Below are 17,035 nucleotides of genomic sequence, written 5' to 3' on the forward strand. Positions count from 1 at the left end.
AGCAGTTTTTAGCTCTTCGCCTCGTCTTTTTAGTCAAATTTTATAGGCTTGTAGCAAATTTTTACGATCTCAACGTCGCTTCTGCCTTTTGGTAAATTTAGCGCCACCTCATCACCTTCAGCCTTGCCCAAAAGCTGCTTTGCAAGAGGTGAGTTTATCGAGATATAGCCCTTGTCTAGGTCACTTTCACTAATGCCAACTATCGTATATGTATGCTCTATTTCGGTTTCCTCGTCCATTATCGTAACGCTTGAGCCAAATCTAACTCTATCGTGCTCATAGCTACTTGGATCAATCACTTCAGCATTTGCCAGAAGCGCGCTAAGCTCAGCGATCCTAGCGTCAATAAAGGCTTGTTTCTCTTTTGCTGCGTGATACTCAGCATTTTCTTTTAGGTCACCGTGACTTCTTGCGATGTCGATCTCAGTTACGATTTGAGGGCGTTGCACCAGCCTTAGATCTTTTAGCTCAGCTTCTATCTTCTCATATCCGTGCATTGTCATTGGTTCACTCATTTTTTACTCCATATTTTTTAAAATTTTTACTACATTTTTACTGCTGCCATGCCCTAGGTAGTCCCGTAGCTCATCGCAGCCTTTTAAAAATTTTTGCCTATCACAGCTCTCATAAGCTCTAAATAAATTTTCAGCCGTTGCAAACTCTTGGATAAACTCCTCATGAAGCGGCTCTTTGCCTATGAAGTCAAACATTATATTTGCAAGTCCTGCATGCTTGATCTTTACAAATTTTCTAGCGATGAAAACATCTATTGCTTTTGCCTTATATGCTAGCACAAATGGCGTACCAATGAGCGCTGCTTCAAGCGTAGCCGTGCCTGAGCAAATAAAGGCAAAATCACTATTATACAAAGCCTCAGGAGTGTTTGAAACGATCTCAAAATCGCTTACATCGCCATAAATTTCATCCACTTTATCAAGTAAAAATGACGGCACGACAAGCAGCCTTTTTGCTTCTATCTTTTTAGCAAGCTCTCTATAAACTGGCATCAGTCTTGAAATCTCTGACCTTCTTGAGCCTGGCAAAAACGCCACTTTGCCACTACTGCTTAGGCTAGTTTTTTTAAGCTTTATCTCATCTATCAAAGGATGTCCCACGTAGGTCGAGCGACTATAAAATTTCGCATCAAATGGTAGGATCGAAGCTAGGTTGTCACAATACCTCTCAACCGCGCTCACACGCTTTGGCTTCCACGCCCAAACTTGAGGTAAAATGTAATATGTCACGGCTGCTTTTACGCCAGCCTCTTTTATCGCCTTTGCAAGTGGCAGGTTAAAAGCTGGGCTGTCGATAAGTAGCACTGCGTCGGCCTCTTTTGCCATCTGGCTCATCACTTTTATCGCTTTTTTTGCTTTAAAAATGAGCGGCAAAACCTCGACAAAACCCATAGCTGAAAACTCGCTACTTTTCATATATGGCGTGCCAAGCTCTTCGCTAAAAATTCCCATTAGCTCAAATTCGCCCTCGAAATTTTTCAAAATTTCTTTTAAATGCAAATTTGCCGATGGCTCAAGAGCGGAGACTAAAATTTTCATTTACACACTTTCATCAGGTCTTTTTTTGGGGGCATTATACGCAAAAATTCTTTAAAATTTTAAGAAAGCTGTGATAAAATCCAACCCTTTAAAGGATAAAATTTGAAAGAAATTTTGATAACAAATGACGATGGATTTGAGGCAACTGGCTTGCTTGCCTTAAAAGAAGCTTTAAGCGAGCTAGATGGCGTGAACGTCACGATCGTAGCTCCAAGCTCTGAAAAATCAGCCTGCGCTCACTCTTTGACACTCACAAGACCACTTAGATTCATAAAACTTGATGATAACTTTTTTAAACTCGATGACGCAACGCCAAGTGACTGCGTCTATCTCGCACTTCACGCACTTTATAACAAAAAGCCAGATCTAGTGATAAGCGGCATAAATCACGGAGCAAATTTGGGTGAAGATATAACCTACTCTGGCACGTGCGGAGCTGCCATGGAGGGGGTTTTGCAAGGCATTAGAAGTATCGCCTTTTCGCAGTTTTATGCAAATAACTCACTAAATGAACTTGGCTTTAATCTAGCAAAAGAGGTCGTGAAATTTATCGTGCCAAAAGTGCTAGAGGGTGAAATTTCGCTAAATCAAAGAGAATTTCTAAATGTAAATATCCCAGCCACAACTAGCAAAAATTTCAAAGGTTATGCCGTCGTGCCAGCTGGCAGACGCACCTACGCCACGCATGCCACGCTTAATCGCAACCCAAGAGGCATCGAGTACTACTGGCTTGGAAACGCCGCACTTGAATATGAAAAAGGCGAGCCAAGCGACATCAGCAAGGTAAATGAGGGCTTTGCCACGATAACGCCCATAAAACTAAATATGACTTCATACGAGAGTTTGGAGAGCTTAAAGGGGAAATTTGATGCAAAATGATAGATTTACAAGAATAAGATGGCTCTTTGGCGATGAGGGTTTTAGCAAGCTTCAAAGCGCAAAAGTACTAGTTTGCGGAGCTGGAGGCGTTGGCGGGATGTGCGTGGATGCGCTTGCTAGAAGCGGAGTCGGAAGCATCACTCTAATCGATAAAGACATCTTTGACATGACAAATCAAAACCGCCAAATTTACAGCGAAAACGTAGGCGGCATAAAGGTCGAGGAGTTTGCCAAAATTTATCCTTGTATCACGCCTATGCAGACGCTGATCACGCCTGAGTTTGTTGCTGGATTTAACTTTAGTAAATTTGACGTGGTGATCGATGCGATCGATGATATCACCGCCAAGATCGCCCTTGCAAATGCAGTAGATCCTAGCAAATTTATAGCCTCGATGGGCGGTGCAAAAAGAATCGATCCAACTAAGATAAAGGTGGCTAGCATTTGGAAAACCTCGGTCGATCCACTAGCTAGAAAATATAGATATGAGCTCAAAAAATCAGGCTTTAGCGATAAATTTGATGTGGTCTTTTCAACAGAAGAGCCACTTTGCAAGCCACTTGGAAGCTTCATGGGCGTGACTGCTTGCTTTGGGCTAAATTTAGCTTCACTGGCTGTTAAAAAGATAGTTGGGCAGTAAGTCAAACATTTATTATCCGAGCAAAATTTCAAATTAAAGCTGGCATTTTTTGGATATAAATTTAATAGCCAGCTCTACAAAACACGAATTTAACAATCCAAGATGAGAATCTAGCAAATTTTAAAATTTATGAGCGAGCATATCACACTTCTAAATTTAGTAGTGAATGTTTATGAGCCCTAAAATTAGTAAGTTGCTAAGGTGAGTGAGTAAGATTTTAAAATTTGCAAAGATAGTAAAATTCTATTTTTTTAAATAAGGACTTTAAATTTTAAAAATTTATATATTTTTTGGATTAAATTTAAAATAGCCAGCTGCAAATTTAGCAGCCGGCTAAAATTTTAGTTTTTATGTATGCGAAGGTAGCTATTTAGTGCGCCAACATAGGCTTTTGCGCTTGCCATCATAGTATCTATGTCAAGTCCATGGCCTATTACAGCCGTTTTACCCTCAAACTCGACCTTTACATCAACCTTTGCAAGTGCATCCTTGCCTTGAGAAACAGACGCCACTTTATAGTCTTTTAGCGTGCCGCTAATGCCACTAATACGATCAACCACCTTAAATATCGCATCAGCAGTACCATTTCCTAGAGCTGAGTCGCTAATAATCTCATCATTGTGTTTTATACTAATTGAAGCACTCGCAAGGCTTCCGCCGCTACTTTGAAGAAGAGCCGTGATCTCATAAGCTTGTGGAATTTTTGTAATCTCTTCAGCCACAAGAGCCCTAATATCATCATCAAATATCTCTTTTTTCTTATCAGCTAGCTCTTTAAATTTTTCAAAAGCCTTATTAAGAGCATCGCTATCAAGGTCAAATCCAAGGCTAGCAAGCTTATCTTTAAACGCGTGGCGACCGCTATGCTTACCTAAAACAAGGGAATTTTTCTCAAGGCCTATACTCTCAGCGCTAATTATCTCATAGGTCTCTTTGTGTTTTAGCACGCCGTCTTGATGTATGCCACTCTCATGAGCAAATGCGTTTTTACCAACGATAGCTTTGTTTGGTTGAGGCTCAATGCCTATAATACTAGCAATCAGTCTTGAAGTTGGATAAATTTCTTTTGAGATAATGTCTGTATAAAATGGAGCAAAGACGTCTTGGCGAGTTTTAATAGCCATCACGATCTCTTCAAGCGCAGCATTTCCGGCGCGCTCACCTATGCCATTTATCGTACCTTCGACCTGCCTTGCACCAGCTTTTATGGCTGCTAACGAGTTTGCTGTAGCCATGCCTAAATCATTATGATTATGCACAGATATTATGGCTCTATCGCCTACAAATTTTACTATTTCACTAATGCGAGCAGTTATCTCTTCAGGATATAAATAACCAACTGTATCAGGGATATTTAAAGTTTTTGCACCCGCATTTATGGCCGCATCACAAATTTCTTTTAAAAAGCTCATTTCACTTCTACAAGCGTCCTCGCAGCTAAACTCCACATCATCACAAAAGGTTTTTGCGTATTTTATAGACTCGACTGCACGTTTTATTACTTCATCTGGGCTCATTTTTAGCTTGTACTCCATATGAATTGGACTTGTCGCTATAAATGTATGAATTCTCTTATTTTTAGCTGGAGCTAATGCCTCGCCAGCTGCCTTGATATCACGCTCAACTGCGCGTGCAAGAGAGCAAACCGTAATATTTGAGGCTTGCTTTGCTATTTGATTTACAGCATCAAAATCCCCTGGGCTTGCTGCTGCAAATCCAGCCTCCATAACATCCACACCAAGCCTTTCAAGCTGAAGTGCGATCTGTAGTTTTTCAGCTGTGTTCATCGATGCACCAGGGCTTTGCTCACCATCTCTTAAAGTTGTATCAAAGATTATAATTTTATTCTTATCCATTTTTATCCTTTTTTTATTTTTATATTTAAATTTTAAATTTGATGAGTTAAGTAAAGAGAAATTTGCTACCTAAGTAGCAGCAGTAGAGAGTTTTTGATTTCGATTTTTGGTAAAAATTTACGTGATTTTATGACACCATTTTCGCTCATTCGCTCTCCTTTTTTTTGGAATTTTTACTAAACATTATAGTGGCTCTTACTATGCCGTAAAGCATATAGACGCTCATAACCAAAGTCGCACTTTCAAATGGATATAGATAAAGCATCGAAAACGCAACTACAAGAGCTACTAAAATTCTTATCACGTGAGTTTGTTTTAAATTTATTTTTTTAAAGCTTGGATAGCGGATGTTGCTAACCATTAAAGCTGCCAAAGTAGCTTCAAGTAGCATCAAGCACCACTCAAATCCCTCTAAAAAAGTATAGTCAATATAAATACCAACCCAAAGTACGCTCACAATAGCTGCTGATGGAATAGGAAGTCCGATAAAAACATTTGGCTCATATGTACCAGTAGTGACATTGAAGCGAGCAAGCCTGATAGCTCCAAAAACCACAAACATAGCAGCTATAAGTGCTCCAAATCTGCCAAAATTTTTACCAATAGTCAAATAAAATAAAATCGCTGGCGCTACACCAAAAGCAACAAGATCTGCAAGGCTATCAAACTCTACCCCAAATTTACTAGTTGTCTTTGTAAGTCTAGCCACACGCCCATCAAGTCCATCTAAAATAAGCGATAAGATTATATAAATAATGGCCTTAAAATAGCTACCTTGAATAGATGAAATAATACTAATAACACCCAAAAAAGCACTAGCTGCTGTAAATAAATTTGGCAAGATATACATTAGTTGCATCTTTTGTATGTTATTCATCTCTTTTTCCCTCTTCAAAATATCCCAAAAGTGAAGCAGCCTTTACGCTTTCTCCAACGCTTACACATATCTTAGTATCTCTTGGTAGGTATAAAATCACCTCACCACTTCCTAAAAAACCAAATTTTCTAGATGCTTTTAGGCTAGTAACATTTGAAATTTCTAAACTTCGACTGAAAGCTCCAGCTATAATTTTCATAACAAATTTTATATTCTCTTTTTCAAAGCGAATAATAGCTCTTTCATTTAAAAATTCTGAAATTTTTATAGCCTGGCATAAGAATAAGCCATGTCTTTTGCGTATTTCAGCTACTTTTACATCACTTACAGCCCTTAATGTACCAACATCAAAAAAAGATTTTTTTATAACGATCTTAGCTACTTCATTATTATCAAAATTTGAAACACTAATCTCTTTTATCTTGCCATCAATTGGCGATAGTAAAGCCAATTTATCATCAGAAAATGGCTCTCTCTCAGGGTCTCTAAAAAAATAAAGACTCAAAAAGAATAAAATAGCAAAAAATAGTGGCAAGATCCCAAATAGCAAAGATAAAACAAATAAAATTAGAAAAAATAATATAAATTTATATCCTGCTTTCGCGATATAACCACTCATTTTTATTCCTCTTTTTTGCTCTTTTCGTCTTCTTCAATCTCTACAACCCTGCTCTCTAGACTATTTTCGATCTCGTAGTTTTTAATAATCTCTCTAACTCTTTTTCCTTCGATTGTTTCCTCTTCATAAAGTGCTGATACCATATTTTCAATAGCACCTTTATAAATTTCAAGCAAACCAAGCACAGCCGTGTATCTTTCATGAAGAAGTGTTTTTACAAACTCATCAACCTTTTCAGCCATTTTATCACTGTAATCTTTAATGCTTTGACCACCATTTAAAAATGTCGCGCGTTGCTTTTCAAGCACCATAAGACCAGCAACATCGCTCATGCCATACATACTAACCATAGCTTTTATGATATCAGTCGCACGCTCTAGGTCGTTACTAGCTCCGGTTGAAATTTCTTTAATAAACACCTCTTCAGCTGCTCTACCAGCCAAAAGTACATCTACTTCTGCTATCAGTTCATGCTTTTGCATCATAAATTTATTCTCTTCAGGCGTGTTTAGAGTATAGCCAAGTGCCGCAAGACCACGTGGTACGACTGAGACTTTTGTTACCCTTTTTGCACCTTTTGTTAGCTCAGCTATCAAGGCATGACCGCACTCATGATAAGTGACGATCCTTTTTTCTTTTGGATTTACGCGGCGAGACTTTTTCTCAAGTCCAGCAATAGATCTCTCAACGGCCTCCACAAGATCAGCCTGCTCAACAAAGGTCTTTGACTTACGTCCTGCAAGAAGTGCAGCCTCATTTATGATATTTTCAAGATCAGCACCAGCTAAACCAGTCGTAAGCCTTGCAATATCTTCGATATTTACATCCTTACCGATCTTTACATCTTTCATGTGAACTTTTAAAATGTCGCAGCGTCCTTTAAAATCAGGCTTATCAACAAGCACTTGCCTATCAAATCTACCTGGCCTCAAAAGCGCAGCATCTAAAACTTCAGGTCTGTTTGTAGCTGCTATAACGATGACTGGCGATTTATCCGCATCAAAGCCGTCCATCTCAGAAAGAAGCTGATTTAGCGTCTGCTCTCTCTCGTCGTTGCCACCCATTGGACCAGAATTTCTACTTTTACCGATCGCATCGATCTCATCTATAAAAACGATCGCTGGAGCCTCTTTTTTAGCATTTTCAAAAAGATCTCTAACTCTGCTTGCGCCAACACCGACAAACATCTCTATAAAGCTTGATGCTGACATAGAGAAAAATGGCACGCTAGCCTCGCCTGCAACTGCTCTTGCAAGAAGTGTTTTACCTGTGCCTGGAGGGCCAACTAGCAAAATTCCTTTTGGAATTTTTGCCCCAAGTCTTAGATATTTATCAGGACTTTTTAGATAATCAACTATCTCTTGAACCTCTTCTTTTGCCTCTTCGACACCTGCGACATCATCAAATTTTACTTTTGGCTTTTCAGAATTTATAAGCTTTTTTGCACTTCCTATGCCAAGTATGCCACCGCCTATATTCTTTTGCATACGACTAGCAATAAACATCCAAATAGCAAAAAATATAAATACCGGGATGATCCATGAAAATATAAGATCGCCAAACCAGTTATTTTCGCTATAAACGCTATAAGTTATGCCATTTTGCTCAAGTATGCCAATGAGTGTTGGATCATTTATACGTTTTGCAAGATAGATAGTTTTGTCACTACCTATGCCTTTTATGGTAGTCTCTGAGATAGCAACCTCATTTAGTTGCTTATTTTTTAACATATCTTTAAACTCAGAATAAGCTACCATTTTACTCTGAGCATTACTATTTAGCCCAAAAGAGCCACCAAGTCCATCTCCACTAAAGCTTCTAAAAGCTAAAACTATAACTATTGCAAAAATGGCAAAAATAAAAATAGGATTTTTATTAAAAAAACCGTTATTATTGCCACTATTTTGGTTATTATTTTGGTTATTCATCTATTTCCTTATAAACAAAGCTACTCCAATCGTTACTTTGTTTTATCTCAATTAGCTCCAAATCCTTAAAAGTATCTTTAATCCTATCTTCGTACTTGTTCAAAATTCCTGACAATACTAAATAGCCGCCTTTTTTAAGCGATTTTTTCAAGTCATTTGAGAGCATAAAAATAACATCAGCGATAATATTTGCTACGACAATGTCATATTTTTGCTCTAAATTCGCGATAGAGCCTGTCCAAATTTTATTAAATTTAACCTCATTCAACTCGGCGTTACTAAGTGAGCTTTGTGTGGCTTGCTCGTCTGTATCACAAGCATCGACCTTACAGCCAAGCTTTGCCAAGGCAATACTTAAAATTCCACTTCCGCAGCCCACGTCTAAAGTGGTATTGCCACTTTTTGCATATTTTTGTAAAAGTTGTAAGCAAGAATTTGTGCTTTCATGGTGCCCTGAGCCAAAGGCTAGAGCCGGGTCGATTATGATATTTGTTACGCCATTAAGTGGCTCTTCCCAGCTAGGTCTAACATAAATTTTATCAACCAAAATGGGCTTAACTGCATTTTTATATTCACCTAGCCAGTCTTTATTTTCTTTTAAATTAAGAGAAATTTTTAAATCATTTAAAATCTTACGAACACTAGAGAGCCCTTTTGCATACTCTTCGATACCCCAAGCTATATCTTTTAGATCATACTCTTCCCTGATGATGATCTCGTGATCTAGCTCTTCAACACAGGTAACTCCAAAAGAGAAAACTAGCTCTAAAATTTCATCATAAAAATTTGATGTTTTTATGCTTAATTCGTAAAATTTATCTTTCATTAACCAAGAACGTCTTCAAGCTTCTCTTTTAAAACTTGTGGTGTAAAAGGTTTAACGATGTAGTTATTAACACCTGCTTTTAAAGCTGTTATAACTTCGGCTTTTCCGCCCTCTGTTGTTACCATTATGATAGGCATATCAACATACTTTTGCTCTGCTCTTACCTTTTTAACAAGCTCAAGACCATTCATCTCAGGCATATTCCAGTCAGTGATAAGAACTTCGATACCTTCGTTTTGAGTTAAGATATTCCAGGCCTCAAGACCATGCTCAGCCTCAAGAATTTCTTGATGTCCTAACCTTTGTAAAGTATTTTTTATGATTCTTCTCATTGTTGAACTGTCATCTACAACCAAAATCTTCACATAATATCCTTTTAGTAAAAATTGCCCTATTCTAGCTAATTTAAATTTATAAAAGCTTTAACGCTATCTAAGTAGTTTAAAGGCCTCTTTTAGGTCAAGCAACCCCTCATAGTAGGCTTTCCCAACTATTACGCCACTAATCTCATTTGTAGCTTTTAGCATCAAAATATCATTTATATCACTCACGCCACCACTTGCTATCGTCTCAAGCTTGCTATTTCTAGCTATTTGTAAGCTAAACTCAACATTGACTCCGCCAAGCATTCCATCCTTGTTAATATCAGTACAAATCACAGCTTCCACGCCAACATCTGCAAATTTTCTTGCAAGATCGACTGCTTTTATATTTGAGATCTCACCCCAACCTTGCACGGCCACGTAGCCATCTTTTGCGTCAATGCCGACTACAACTCTATAAATTTCAGCCATTTTTGCTGTAAATTCTGGATCACGAAGGGCAACTGAGCCAAGGATCACCCTGTTAACTCCAAGGTCTAAATAGCGTTTTATTCGCTCTTCATCTCTTATGCCACCACCCACTTGGACGCTTAAATTTGTAGCCTTTGTAATTTTTTCAATTGTTTTAAAATTTATCGTCTCTCCAGCAAATGCACCATCTAAATCAACCACATGAAGCCATTTTGCGCCATAATCTTCAAATTTTTTAGCTAGCTCACTTGGCTCACTGCTATAAATTTTAGCGCTTTGCATAAGACCTTTGCTTAGCCTAACTGCTTGTCCCTCTTTTAAATCAATCGCTGGGAAAATTTCCATCACAACCTCGCAAAATTCTCTAAAATTTTAAGTCCAGCTTCATGACTTTTTTCTGGATGAGGCTGAAAGCCAAAGATATTTTCATGCCAAACCGCACTTGTAAATTCATATCCATAAGTTGTCTTTGCCAGTGCAAATTTATCATCACAAACCACATGATAGCTGTGTACAAAATATAAATACTCAAGCTCTTTTAGTCCTAAATTTAATGGGCTATTTTGCTTAAATTCCAAGGCGTTCCAGCCAATGTGAGGTATCTTTAATGGTTTATCGAAATTAGCTTCATTAAATTTTACGACCTCACCGGGCAAAAGAGAAAGTCCCTCATACTCGCCAAACTCAAAGCTTCGCTCAAATAAAAGCTGCATACCAAGACAAATGCCAATAAAAGCTTTGCCGCTTTTTACAGCTTCTTTTACGGCTTCGTCCATGCCGTTATTTTTTAGCTTTGTCATAGCCTCACCAAAAGCTCCAACGCCTGGTAAAACGATATGAGAGTACTCTTTTAAACTATCAGGCTCACTCACTAAAACGCACTCATGTCCAAGAAATTTAAAAGCATTTATCACGCTTTTGATATTGCCCGCACCATAATAAATAATAGCGATCATTTGTTCTCTTGTCTTTTTACGCTAAAGAGATAAAAGCTAAGTGCTGCCATCAGCATCGCCACACCGCCTATTAGATAGATAGCGTTTATGATATTTTCAGGTGCAGTAATAGCAAATTTAAAGACTAGCATAAGCGCTTCGATCGCAAGTGCGATGATAATTGAGCCGATAAATCTCACCATCGTCTTATAAATAACGCTATTTTCTTCGTGATTTTTACCTAAAACCTCTTCTTCAAATATCGTCTTAACAAGATCAAAAATGGCAAGAGCCAGCGTTAAAATGATGGTTGATTCAAAAATTTCTTCGACATTTATATGCTCGATACTTTTTGAGATAAAGCTCTTCACGCCATGCCAAAACAAAAACGCACAGATCATAAAAAGTGAGGCACAAAATAGTGTGTAAACAGTCTTTAAAAATCTACCAAAATGCTCCTCAACAAAGCCACCGTCGACCATTTTTAGGATATTTTCTAAGCTAATGTCGATGCAGGCAATAAATTTAAGCTCATTTTTTTCATTATAGATAGGCACGCTTGCTGTGACGCATAAATCTCCATTTAGACTTGATGGATATGGATCGCTTAAAACGCACCTTTTCTCACGCACTGCAGTGTAATAGTATGCCTTATTTGCGCGGTTTTCGCCTTTTGGAATTTTATACTTTTCATTTAGGCTGATAGAGTCTTCGATCTGTATGCCATTTTCGTCTAAGATATACAATGCGTCAAAATTTTCTATCTCGTGGCTGATCTTGTCAAAACCAGCTTTTATGTTCTCCAAACAAACTCCAGGTAGTCTATTTGGCAAATTTCTACTAAATAAATAGCAAATATACGCCCTTGCCTTATATCTCGTGTCACTAAATCTCTTAATATCTTTTATAACCAAATTTAACCTTTTAAATTTAATGCGTGATTGAACTCAGGAACGATCTTTTTAAGTGCAGGTGCGATCTCATTATCCTCAAGCTGTAAAAGCTCACTTATCTGCGAGTTTAAAAGCGCTAAATCGTAAGGCTCTGAATGCGTTACAAAGATCGATTCATACTTGGTTTGCACATCATCTTTGTTGATAAGTAGCTCTTCATAAAGCTTCTCGCCTGGTCTAAGACCTACAAATTCTATACCCAAATGCTCTTTGTTTGAAAGAAGAAGCATCTTTTTAGCAAGATCAACGATCTTAACAGGCTCACCCATATCAAGCACGAAAAGCTCGCCACCTTTTGCGATAGAGGCCGCTTGAAGGACTAGCTGACAAGCTTCTGATGTAAGCATAAAATATCTTGTGATCTCTGGGTGAGTAACACTTAGTGGCTTATTTGCGGCGATTTGTGCTTTAAATTTCGGTATAACAGAGCCACTTGAGCCAAGGACATTTCCAAAGCGAACGCAAACTATCTCGCATACACCTGCTTCGTTTGAGTTTAGTGCGTAAAGCTCGCAAACACGCTTAGTCGTACCCATTATGTTTGTTGGGCGCACAGCCTTGTCTGATGAGATCATGACAAATTTCTTAACGCCATATTTTTTAGAAAGATCGACTGCATTTTTTGTGCCAAGGATGTTGTTTTTAACTGCTGAGCAAGGATTTAGCTCGCAAAGTGGTACGTGCTTGTAGGCTGCTGCATGGATGACGATCTCAGGTTTAAAATCATCAAAAACTTCTTCAAAATCCTTTAAATTTGTGATATTTACAAGCTTGCTAATAGTTCTTTTATCTTTTGTATCTTCGCCTATCTTATAAAGGTTAAACTCGCTGTGCTCAACCATTATAAGTTCACTTACACCAAATTTTAAGCATTGCTTACAAATTTCACTTCCTATACTGCCGCCAGCTCCAGTGACAAGTACTCTTTTATCTTTTAAAAAATTTGAAATAGCCTCTGGATTAAGGTCTTTTGGCTTTCTAGCGAGTAAGTCTTCGATCGAGATATCCTTGATTGGCTCGTTTTCGATAAGCGAAAATAGTTTCATATCTCTTATGCCGTATCCCGTTAGTTCATCGACTAAGGCTTGAAGCTCATCTTGATCTAATGCAAGCGCGATGATAGCGGTCTTTGCGTCATAATCTTTTATAAGGCTTGGTATCTCTTTTTTATCTTGCACTAAAAATCCATCACAATAAGTACCAACAAGATCACTCCTGCCATCTACCACTCCAACCGCATAGTAGTCAAGATAGCCTTGCTTTAAGCCACGCAAGACGTGAAGCGCTTTTGATGTCGCACCTATAACGATACAAGGCTCACCTTTGTGAGGTCTATTTGAAAAGTCAAGCACCATGCGTTTTGAAATTCTTAAAAGCCCAACAAGCAAGCATGAAATAAGAAGATCAATGAAAATAACGCTTCTTGGATATGGATTTAAAAAATCTTGAATGATAAAAAAAATGATCGTAAATAAAACAGCTGAGCAAACGTGAGCTAAGAAAATTTTTCTTGCTTCATTTAATCCAAAAAACCTCCACGGCACCTTGTAAATTTTAAACATCCACATAAAAAAGAGCTTAAATACGATCAAAAATCCAGCCGTTACAAAAAGCCCTTGCACGTAGATATCTGGGATGTCAGCGTTAAATCTTAAAAGATAAGCCACATATATCGAAAAGATAAATATAAAAACATCGCCAAGAAGGAAAAATACGAGCCTTTTTAACTTTGTTGCATGAAACATTACGCATTTTCCTTGACTATTTTTATCACTCTTTCTTGTGTCTGCTCACTCATATCGCTGCCACTTGGCAAGCAAATTCCTCTTGAAAATAGATCTTCGCTATATCCATCGATAAAGCTTAACGCACCATTAAATATAGGCTGCAAGTGCATAGGTTTCCAAAGTGGGCGACTCTCAATATTTTCATCAGCTAGTGCTTTGATAACTTTTAAATGTGCATCTTTTTTAGCAAAAACGCCAGTTGTCAGCCATCTGTTACCACGAGAATTTGGCAGTTCTGGCATAAATTCTAAAACGTTGCCAAGCTCTTTTTCATAAATTTCAAAAACTCTTCTCTTTTGCTCGACTCTTTTTTCCAAAACTTCCATCTGAGCCACGCCAATAGCACCTAGCACGTTACTTAAGCGGTAGTTGTAGCCATAGTCTTTGTGCTCGTAGTGAAGCAAAGGCTCTCTTGCTTGAGTGCTGTAAAACCTAGCTTTTTCTACAAATTCCTTGTCACCAACCAACATGCCGCCACCTGAAGTGGTGATGATCTTGTTACCGTTAAAGCTATATGCACCCATTACGCCAAATGTGCCAAGTGCCTTACCGCCGTAAAATCCGCCGAGTGCTTCAGCTGCATCTTCAACCAAAGCGATGCCCTCATTTTGGCAAATTTCACAAATTTCTTTCATCTTTGAAGCTTGTCCGTAAAGATGAGTAACGACTAATGCCTTTGGCTTTTTAGGTAAATTTGAGATTGCTTTTTTAAGTAGTTCTGGGCTTAAATTCCAACTCTCATCGCAGTCTATGAATACTGGAGTTGCTTTTTCATAAAGTATAGGTGAGACTGAAGCCATGAAAGTAAAGCTAGAAGCTAGTACAAAATCACCCTCTTTTACGCCAAGGACGCGAAGTGCTAGGTGAAGCGCCGCAGTTCCAGCGCTTAGTGCAAGAGCATCTTTTGCTCCGGTATAGCTTTTTATACTTTCTTCAAATTTATTTACATACTCGCCAAGTGGCGCTATATAGTTACTTTCAAAAACTTTTTTTATATATTCTTGCTCTTTTCCGCTCATATTTGGTGGAGATAAAAAAACCCTATCCATTTCATCCCTTTCGTGATTTTTTGGCGATTTTAGCACTTATTTTTAAATTTATATCTTAGCGCGCTCGCATGCTGGTACGCCGTAAGCCTTTGTGCCGTCCTTTATATCTCTAACGACCACACTTCCAGCGCCAATGATGCAGTTGCTGCCGATGCTTATACCTTGAATGACGCTTGAGCCGATGCCAACATGTGTAAATTCGCCCACTCTAACGTTTCCAGCAAGGGCTGCATTTGGGCTAATGTGAGCAAATTTACCTATCACGCACTCATGCTCTATCACCGCACCAGAGTTTATGATAGCGCCCTCTTTTATGCGTACTTTTGCGTTTATAACGGCATTTGGCATGACAACTACACCTTTTTCTATCACAGCGCTCTCGCTCACAACCGCGCTTTTATGGATCAAATTTACTATCTCAAAGCCAGCAGCCTCTACTTTTTGGCTGATCTTTTGCCTAGTTTTGTTTTCGCCAATGGCTATTATAATGTCAGCTTTTTCAAGCTCTGGGCTAAATTTACACTCACTAGCGTCATCTAAAAAAACTATCTCATCATAGCCATTATTTCTAGCGATGTCAGCTACTACAAGGCCATGCCCGCTTGCTCCGTAGATGTAGATTTTCTTAGTTTTTGCCATTAAATTTCTCCGTCGTCGCCTGCCCCTCTTTGCTGACACCACTTCGTTTTAGCACCTTTTCGATGGTCTGTAAGGCAATCTTTACATCAAGCATAAAGCTTAAATTTTTAGCATAATAGACGTCGTACTCAAATTTTTTCTCCCAGCTTATGGCGTTTCTGCCATTTACCTGCGCTAGCCCTGTGATACCAGGGCGCACGTCGTGGCGGTGCTTTTGCGTTTCGTTATAGATGGGTAGATATTCGACCAAAAGCGGCCTTGGTCCGATAAAACTCATATCGCCTTTTAGCACATTAAAAAGCTGTGGCAACTCATCAAGGCTAAGCGAGCGGATAAGTTTGCCAAATCTACCAAGACGCTGCTCATCTGGCAAGAGCTCGCCATTTACGTCACGCTCGTCACTCATCGTTTTAAATTTATAAATTTTAAAAATTTTCTCATTAAGACCTGGTCTTGCCTGCGTAAAAATGACATCGCGGCTTACCTTAAAATAGATAAAAATCGCCGTTGCTATGATGATAGGCGATGTTAAAATAAGCAAAAACAAAGCCCCCAAAATGTCAATCACCCTCTTTAAAAAATTTCTATACATCTATAAATTTCCTATAAATTTCTATATATCTTTTCGCGATTTGCTTCTCGTCAAACTCGCTAACCACCCAGTTTCTGCCGTTTTGCCCAAGCTTAGCGCAAAGCGCCTCGTCATCAAGCAAAATTTTTATCTTTTCTGCTAGATCGCTTGCGTCTTTTACCTTGCATAAAAGTCCGTTGTAGCCGTCTCTTACAGCTTCATTGCAGCCTGTCACGTCACTTGCAACGACTGCTTTAGCCATACTCATCGCCTCTAAAACCGTTCTTGGAAAACCCTCTTTGTAGCTAGGAAGTGCTAGCAAGTAAGAAGCCTTTAAAAGCTGCGGGATATCGTTTCTAGCGCCAAGATAACGTACCTTGCCACCTTTTAAAAAGCTCTCGTCAGCGGTTGATTTATTACCAGCAAAGCCCTCACCTACAAAGACAAATTCGCAGTTTTTGTAGCCATTTAAAATTTCAGCTGCCTCGTAAAATTCACGAACGCCCTTGTGCCACATGGCTCTTGCGATCATTAAAATAACCTTTTTTTCGCCCAAGTCTGCAGCTTGCGTGATAGCTGGATCAAATTTAGTAGTATCCACGCCGACACTTTTTATGCGGTACACTTTGCTTTTATCTATTAATTTTTTTGAAATCATATAATCAGCATCCGAGTCATTTACAAACACGCAAGCATCGGCCTTTACAAAAGAAAATTTATAAAGACTCTCCATGACAAAACGCACAGCCTTTGTCTTAATATCATCATCGATATAAAAGCTACCAAGACCTTCCACCAAATTTATCACATACTTTATACCAGCGTTTTTAGCAGCAAATGTGCCAAAGACATTTGACTTGTGAGCGCCAGTTTGCAGCAGGTCTAAATTTAGCTCGCCCAAAATTTGAGATAGTTTTTTTGAGTTATTTATCACCGTTAGTGGATTTAGACTAGCTTTGTCAAGCTCGTAAGTGACAGAGTGAAAGCTTTTAGCAAGCTCATTAGTAAAATTTCCCTTTGGAGCGATAGCAAAAACCTCATGCCCCATATCTTTTAAAGCCTGCATTATAGGGCGTCTAAAAAAGTGTATGCTCATGTCAGCGTGGCTTAAAAACCCTATCCTTGCCAT

At 38.6% G+C, this 17,035-nt stretch carries 18 protein-coding genes; 2 read left to right on the forward strand and 16 right to left on the reverse strand.

The window, feature by feature from the left end; genetic code table 11:
* Positions 1 to 29 precede the first annotated feature (29 nt).
* Both greA and lpxB read right to left on the reverse strand, forming a co-directional pair.
* The gene (gene greA, locus CYP28_RS06430) at positions 30 to 515 is read right to left on the reverse strand and encodes a transcription elongation factor GreA (RefSeq protein ID WP_103593552.1); all 486 of its coding nucleotides are present in this window, start codon (positions 513 to 515) and stop codon (positions 30 to 32) included.
* A 3-nt stretch (positions 516 to 518) separates the two neighbouring features.
* Complete coding sequence (gene lpxB / locus CYP28_RS06435; protein ID WP_103593553.1) at positions 519 to 1,553, reverse strand: lipid-A-disaccharide synthase; 1,035 nt, start codon at positions 1,551 to 1,553, stop codon at positions 519 to 521.
* A gap of 102 nt (positions 1,554 to 1,655) precedes the next feature.
* On the opposite strand from lpxB, the gene surE reads away from it, so the two are divergent.
* Together surE and CYP28_RS06445 are read left to right on the forward strand one after the other, a co-directional pair.
* Complete coding sequence (gene surE / locus CYP28_RS06440; protein WP_103593554.1) at positions 1,656 to 2,432, forward strand: 5'/3'-nucleotidase SurE; 777 nt, start codon at positions 1,656 to 1,658, stop codon at positions 2,430 to 2,432.
* Positions 2,422 to 3,072: a tRNA threonylcarbamoyladenosine dehydratase gene (locus CYP28_RS06445; RefSeq protein WP_103593555.1), complete on the forward strand. Its 651-nt coding sequence runs from the start codon at positions 2,422 to 2,424 to the stop codon at positions 3,070 to 3,072. Before surE ends, CYP28_RS06445 begins: the two co-directional genes overlap by 11 nt.
* A gap of 341 nt (positions 3,073 to 3,413) precedes the next feature.
* On the opposite strand, the gene CYP28_RS06450 is transcribed toward CYP28_RS06445, so the two are convergent.
* The 14 genes from CYP28_RS06450 to pglA form a co-directional block, all read right to left on the reverse strand.
* Positions 3,414 to 4,928, reverse strand: coding sequence for a 2-isopropylmalate synthase (locus tag CYP28_RS06450; RefSeq protein WP_021091757.1), 1,515 nt, complete (start codon positions 4,926 to 4,928; stop codon positions 3,414 to 3,416).
* Positions 4,929 to 5,073: 145 nt separating this feature from the next.
* Complete coding sequence (pssA, locus tag CYP28_RS06455; protein ID WP_103593556.1) at positions 5,074 to 5,805, reverse strand: CDP-diacylglycerol--serine O-phosphatidyltransferase; 732 nt, start codon at positions 5,803 to 5,805, stop codon at positions 5,074 to 5,076.
* A complete protein-coding gene (locus CYP28_RS06460; protein WP_103593557.1) occupies positions 5,798 to 6,424 on the reverse strand; it encodes a phosphatidylserine decarboxylase in 627 nt (208 codons plus the stop codon). The genes pssA and CYP28_RS06460 overlap by 8 nt, the downstream gene beginning before the upstream one ends.
* 2 nt (positions 6,425 to 6,426) lie before the next feature.
* Positions 6,427 to 8,352: an ATP-dependent zinc metalloprotease FtsH gene (ftsH, locus tag CYP28_RS06465; protein WP_103593558.1), complete on the reverse strand. Its 1,926-nt coding sequence runs from the start codon at positions 8,350 to 8,352 to the stop codon at positions 6,427 to 6,429.
* A complete protein-coding gene (locus CYP28_RS06470) occupies positions 8,345 to 9,178 on the reverse strand; it encodes a 50S ribosomal protein L11 methyltransferase (RefSeq protein ID WP_103593559.1) in 834 nt (277 codons plus the stop codon). The genes ftsH and CYP28_RS06470 overlap by 8 nt, the downstream gene beginning before the upstream one ends.
* Entirely contained in the window at positions 9,178 to 9,543 is a 366-nt protein-coding gene (locus tag CYP28_RS06475; protein WP_002939933.1) for a chemotaxis response regulator CheY, read from the reverse strand. The genes CYP28_RS06470 and CYP28_RS06475 overlap by 1 nt, the downstream gene beginning before the upstream one ends.
* A 63-nt stretch (positions 9,544 to 9,606) precedes the next feature.
* Positions 9,607 to 10,317 carry a 1-(5-phosphoribosyl)-5-[(5-phosphoribosylamino)methylideneamino]imidazole-4-carboxamide isomerase gene (gene hisA / locus CYP28_RS06480; protein WP_103593560.1) on the reverse strand — a complete coding sequence of 237 codons (711 nt, stop codon included), beginning with the start codon at positions 10,315 to 10,317 and terminating at the stop codon, positions 9,607 to 9,609.
* A complete protein-coding gene (gene hisH / locus CYP28_RS06485) occupies positions 10,317 to 10,928 on the reverse strand; it encodes an imidazole glycerol phosphate synthase subunit HisH (protein WP_103593561.1) in 612 nt (203 codons plus the stop codon). The genes hisA and hisH overlap by 1 nt, the downstream gene beginning before the upstream one ends.
* Positions 10,925 to 11,821 carry a PDC sensor domain-containing protein gene (locus tag CYP28_RS06490; protein ID WP_103593562.1) on the reverse strand — a complete coding sequence of 299 codons (897 nt, stop codon included), beginning with the start codon at positions 11,819 to 11,821 and terminating at the stop codon, positions 10,925 to 10,927. Before CYP28_RS06490 ends, hisH begins: the two co-directional genes overlap by 4 nt.
* A 2-nt stretch (positions 11,822 to 11,823) precedes the next feature.
* Positions 11,824 to 13,605: a UDP-N-acetylglucosamine 4,6-dehydratase (configuration-retaining) gene (pglF, locus tag CYP28_RS06495; protein WP_103593563.1), complete on the reverse strand. Its 1,782-nt coding sequence runs from the start codon at positions 13,603 to 13,605 to the stop codon at positions 11,824 to 11,826.
* Positions 13,605 to 14,696, reverse strand: a complete 1,092-nt coding sequence (pglE, locus tag CYP28_RS06500) for a UDP-N-acetylbacillosamine transaminase (protein ID WP_103593564.1) — start codon at positions 14,694 to 14,696, stop codon at positions 13,605 to 13,607. The genes pglF and pglE overlap by 1 nt, the downstream gene beginning before the upstream one ends.
* Positions 14,697 to 14,744: 48 nt before the next feature.
* Entirely contained in the window at positions 14,745 to 15,335 is a 591-nt protein-coding gene (gene pglD / locus CYP28_RS06505; protein WP_103593565.1) for a UDP-N-acetylbacillosamine N-acetyltransferase, read from the reverse strand.
* Entirely contained in the window at positions 15,322 to 15,927 is a 606-nt protein-coding gene (pglC, locus tag CYP28_RS06510; protein WP_087586201.1) for an undecaprenyl phosphate N,N'-diacetylbacillosamine 1-phosphate transferase, read from the reverse strand. The genes pglD and pglC overlap by 14 nt, the downstream gene beginning before the upstream one ends.
* Positions 15,920 to 17,035, reverse strand: a complete 1,116-nt coding sequence (gene pglA / locus CYP28_RS06515; protein ID WP_103593566.1) for a N,N'-diacetylbacillosaminyl-diphospho-undecaprenol alpha-1,3-N-acetylgalactosaminyltransferase — start codon at positions 17,033 to 17,035, stop codon at positions 15,920 to 15,922. Before pglA ends, pglC begins: the two co-directional genes overlap by 8 nt.

The sequence above is a fragment of the Campylobacter concisus genome (assembly GCF_002914195.1).
Lineage (GTDB): Bacteria > Campylobacterota > Campylobacteria > Campylobacterales > Campylobacteraceae > Campylobacter_A > Campylobacter_A concisus_M.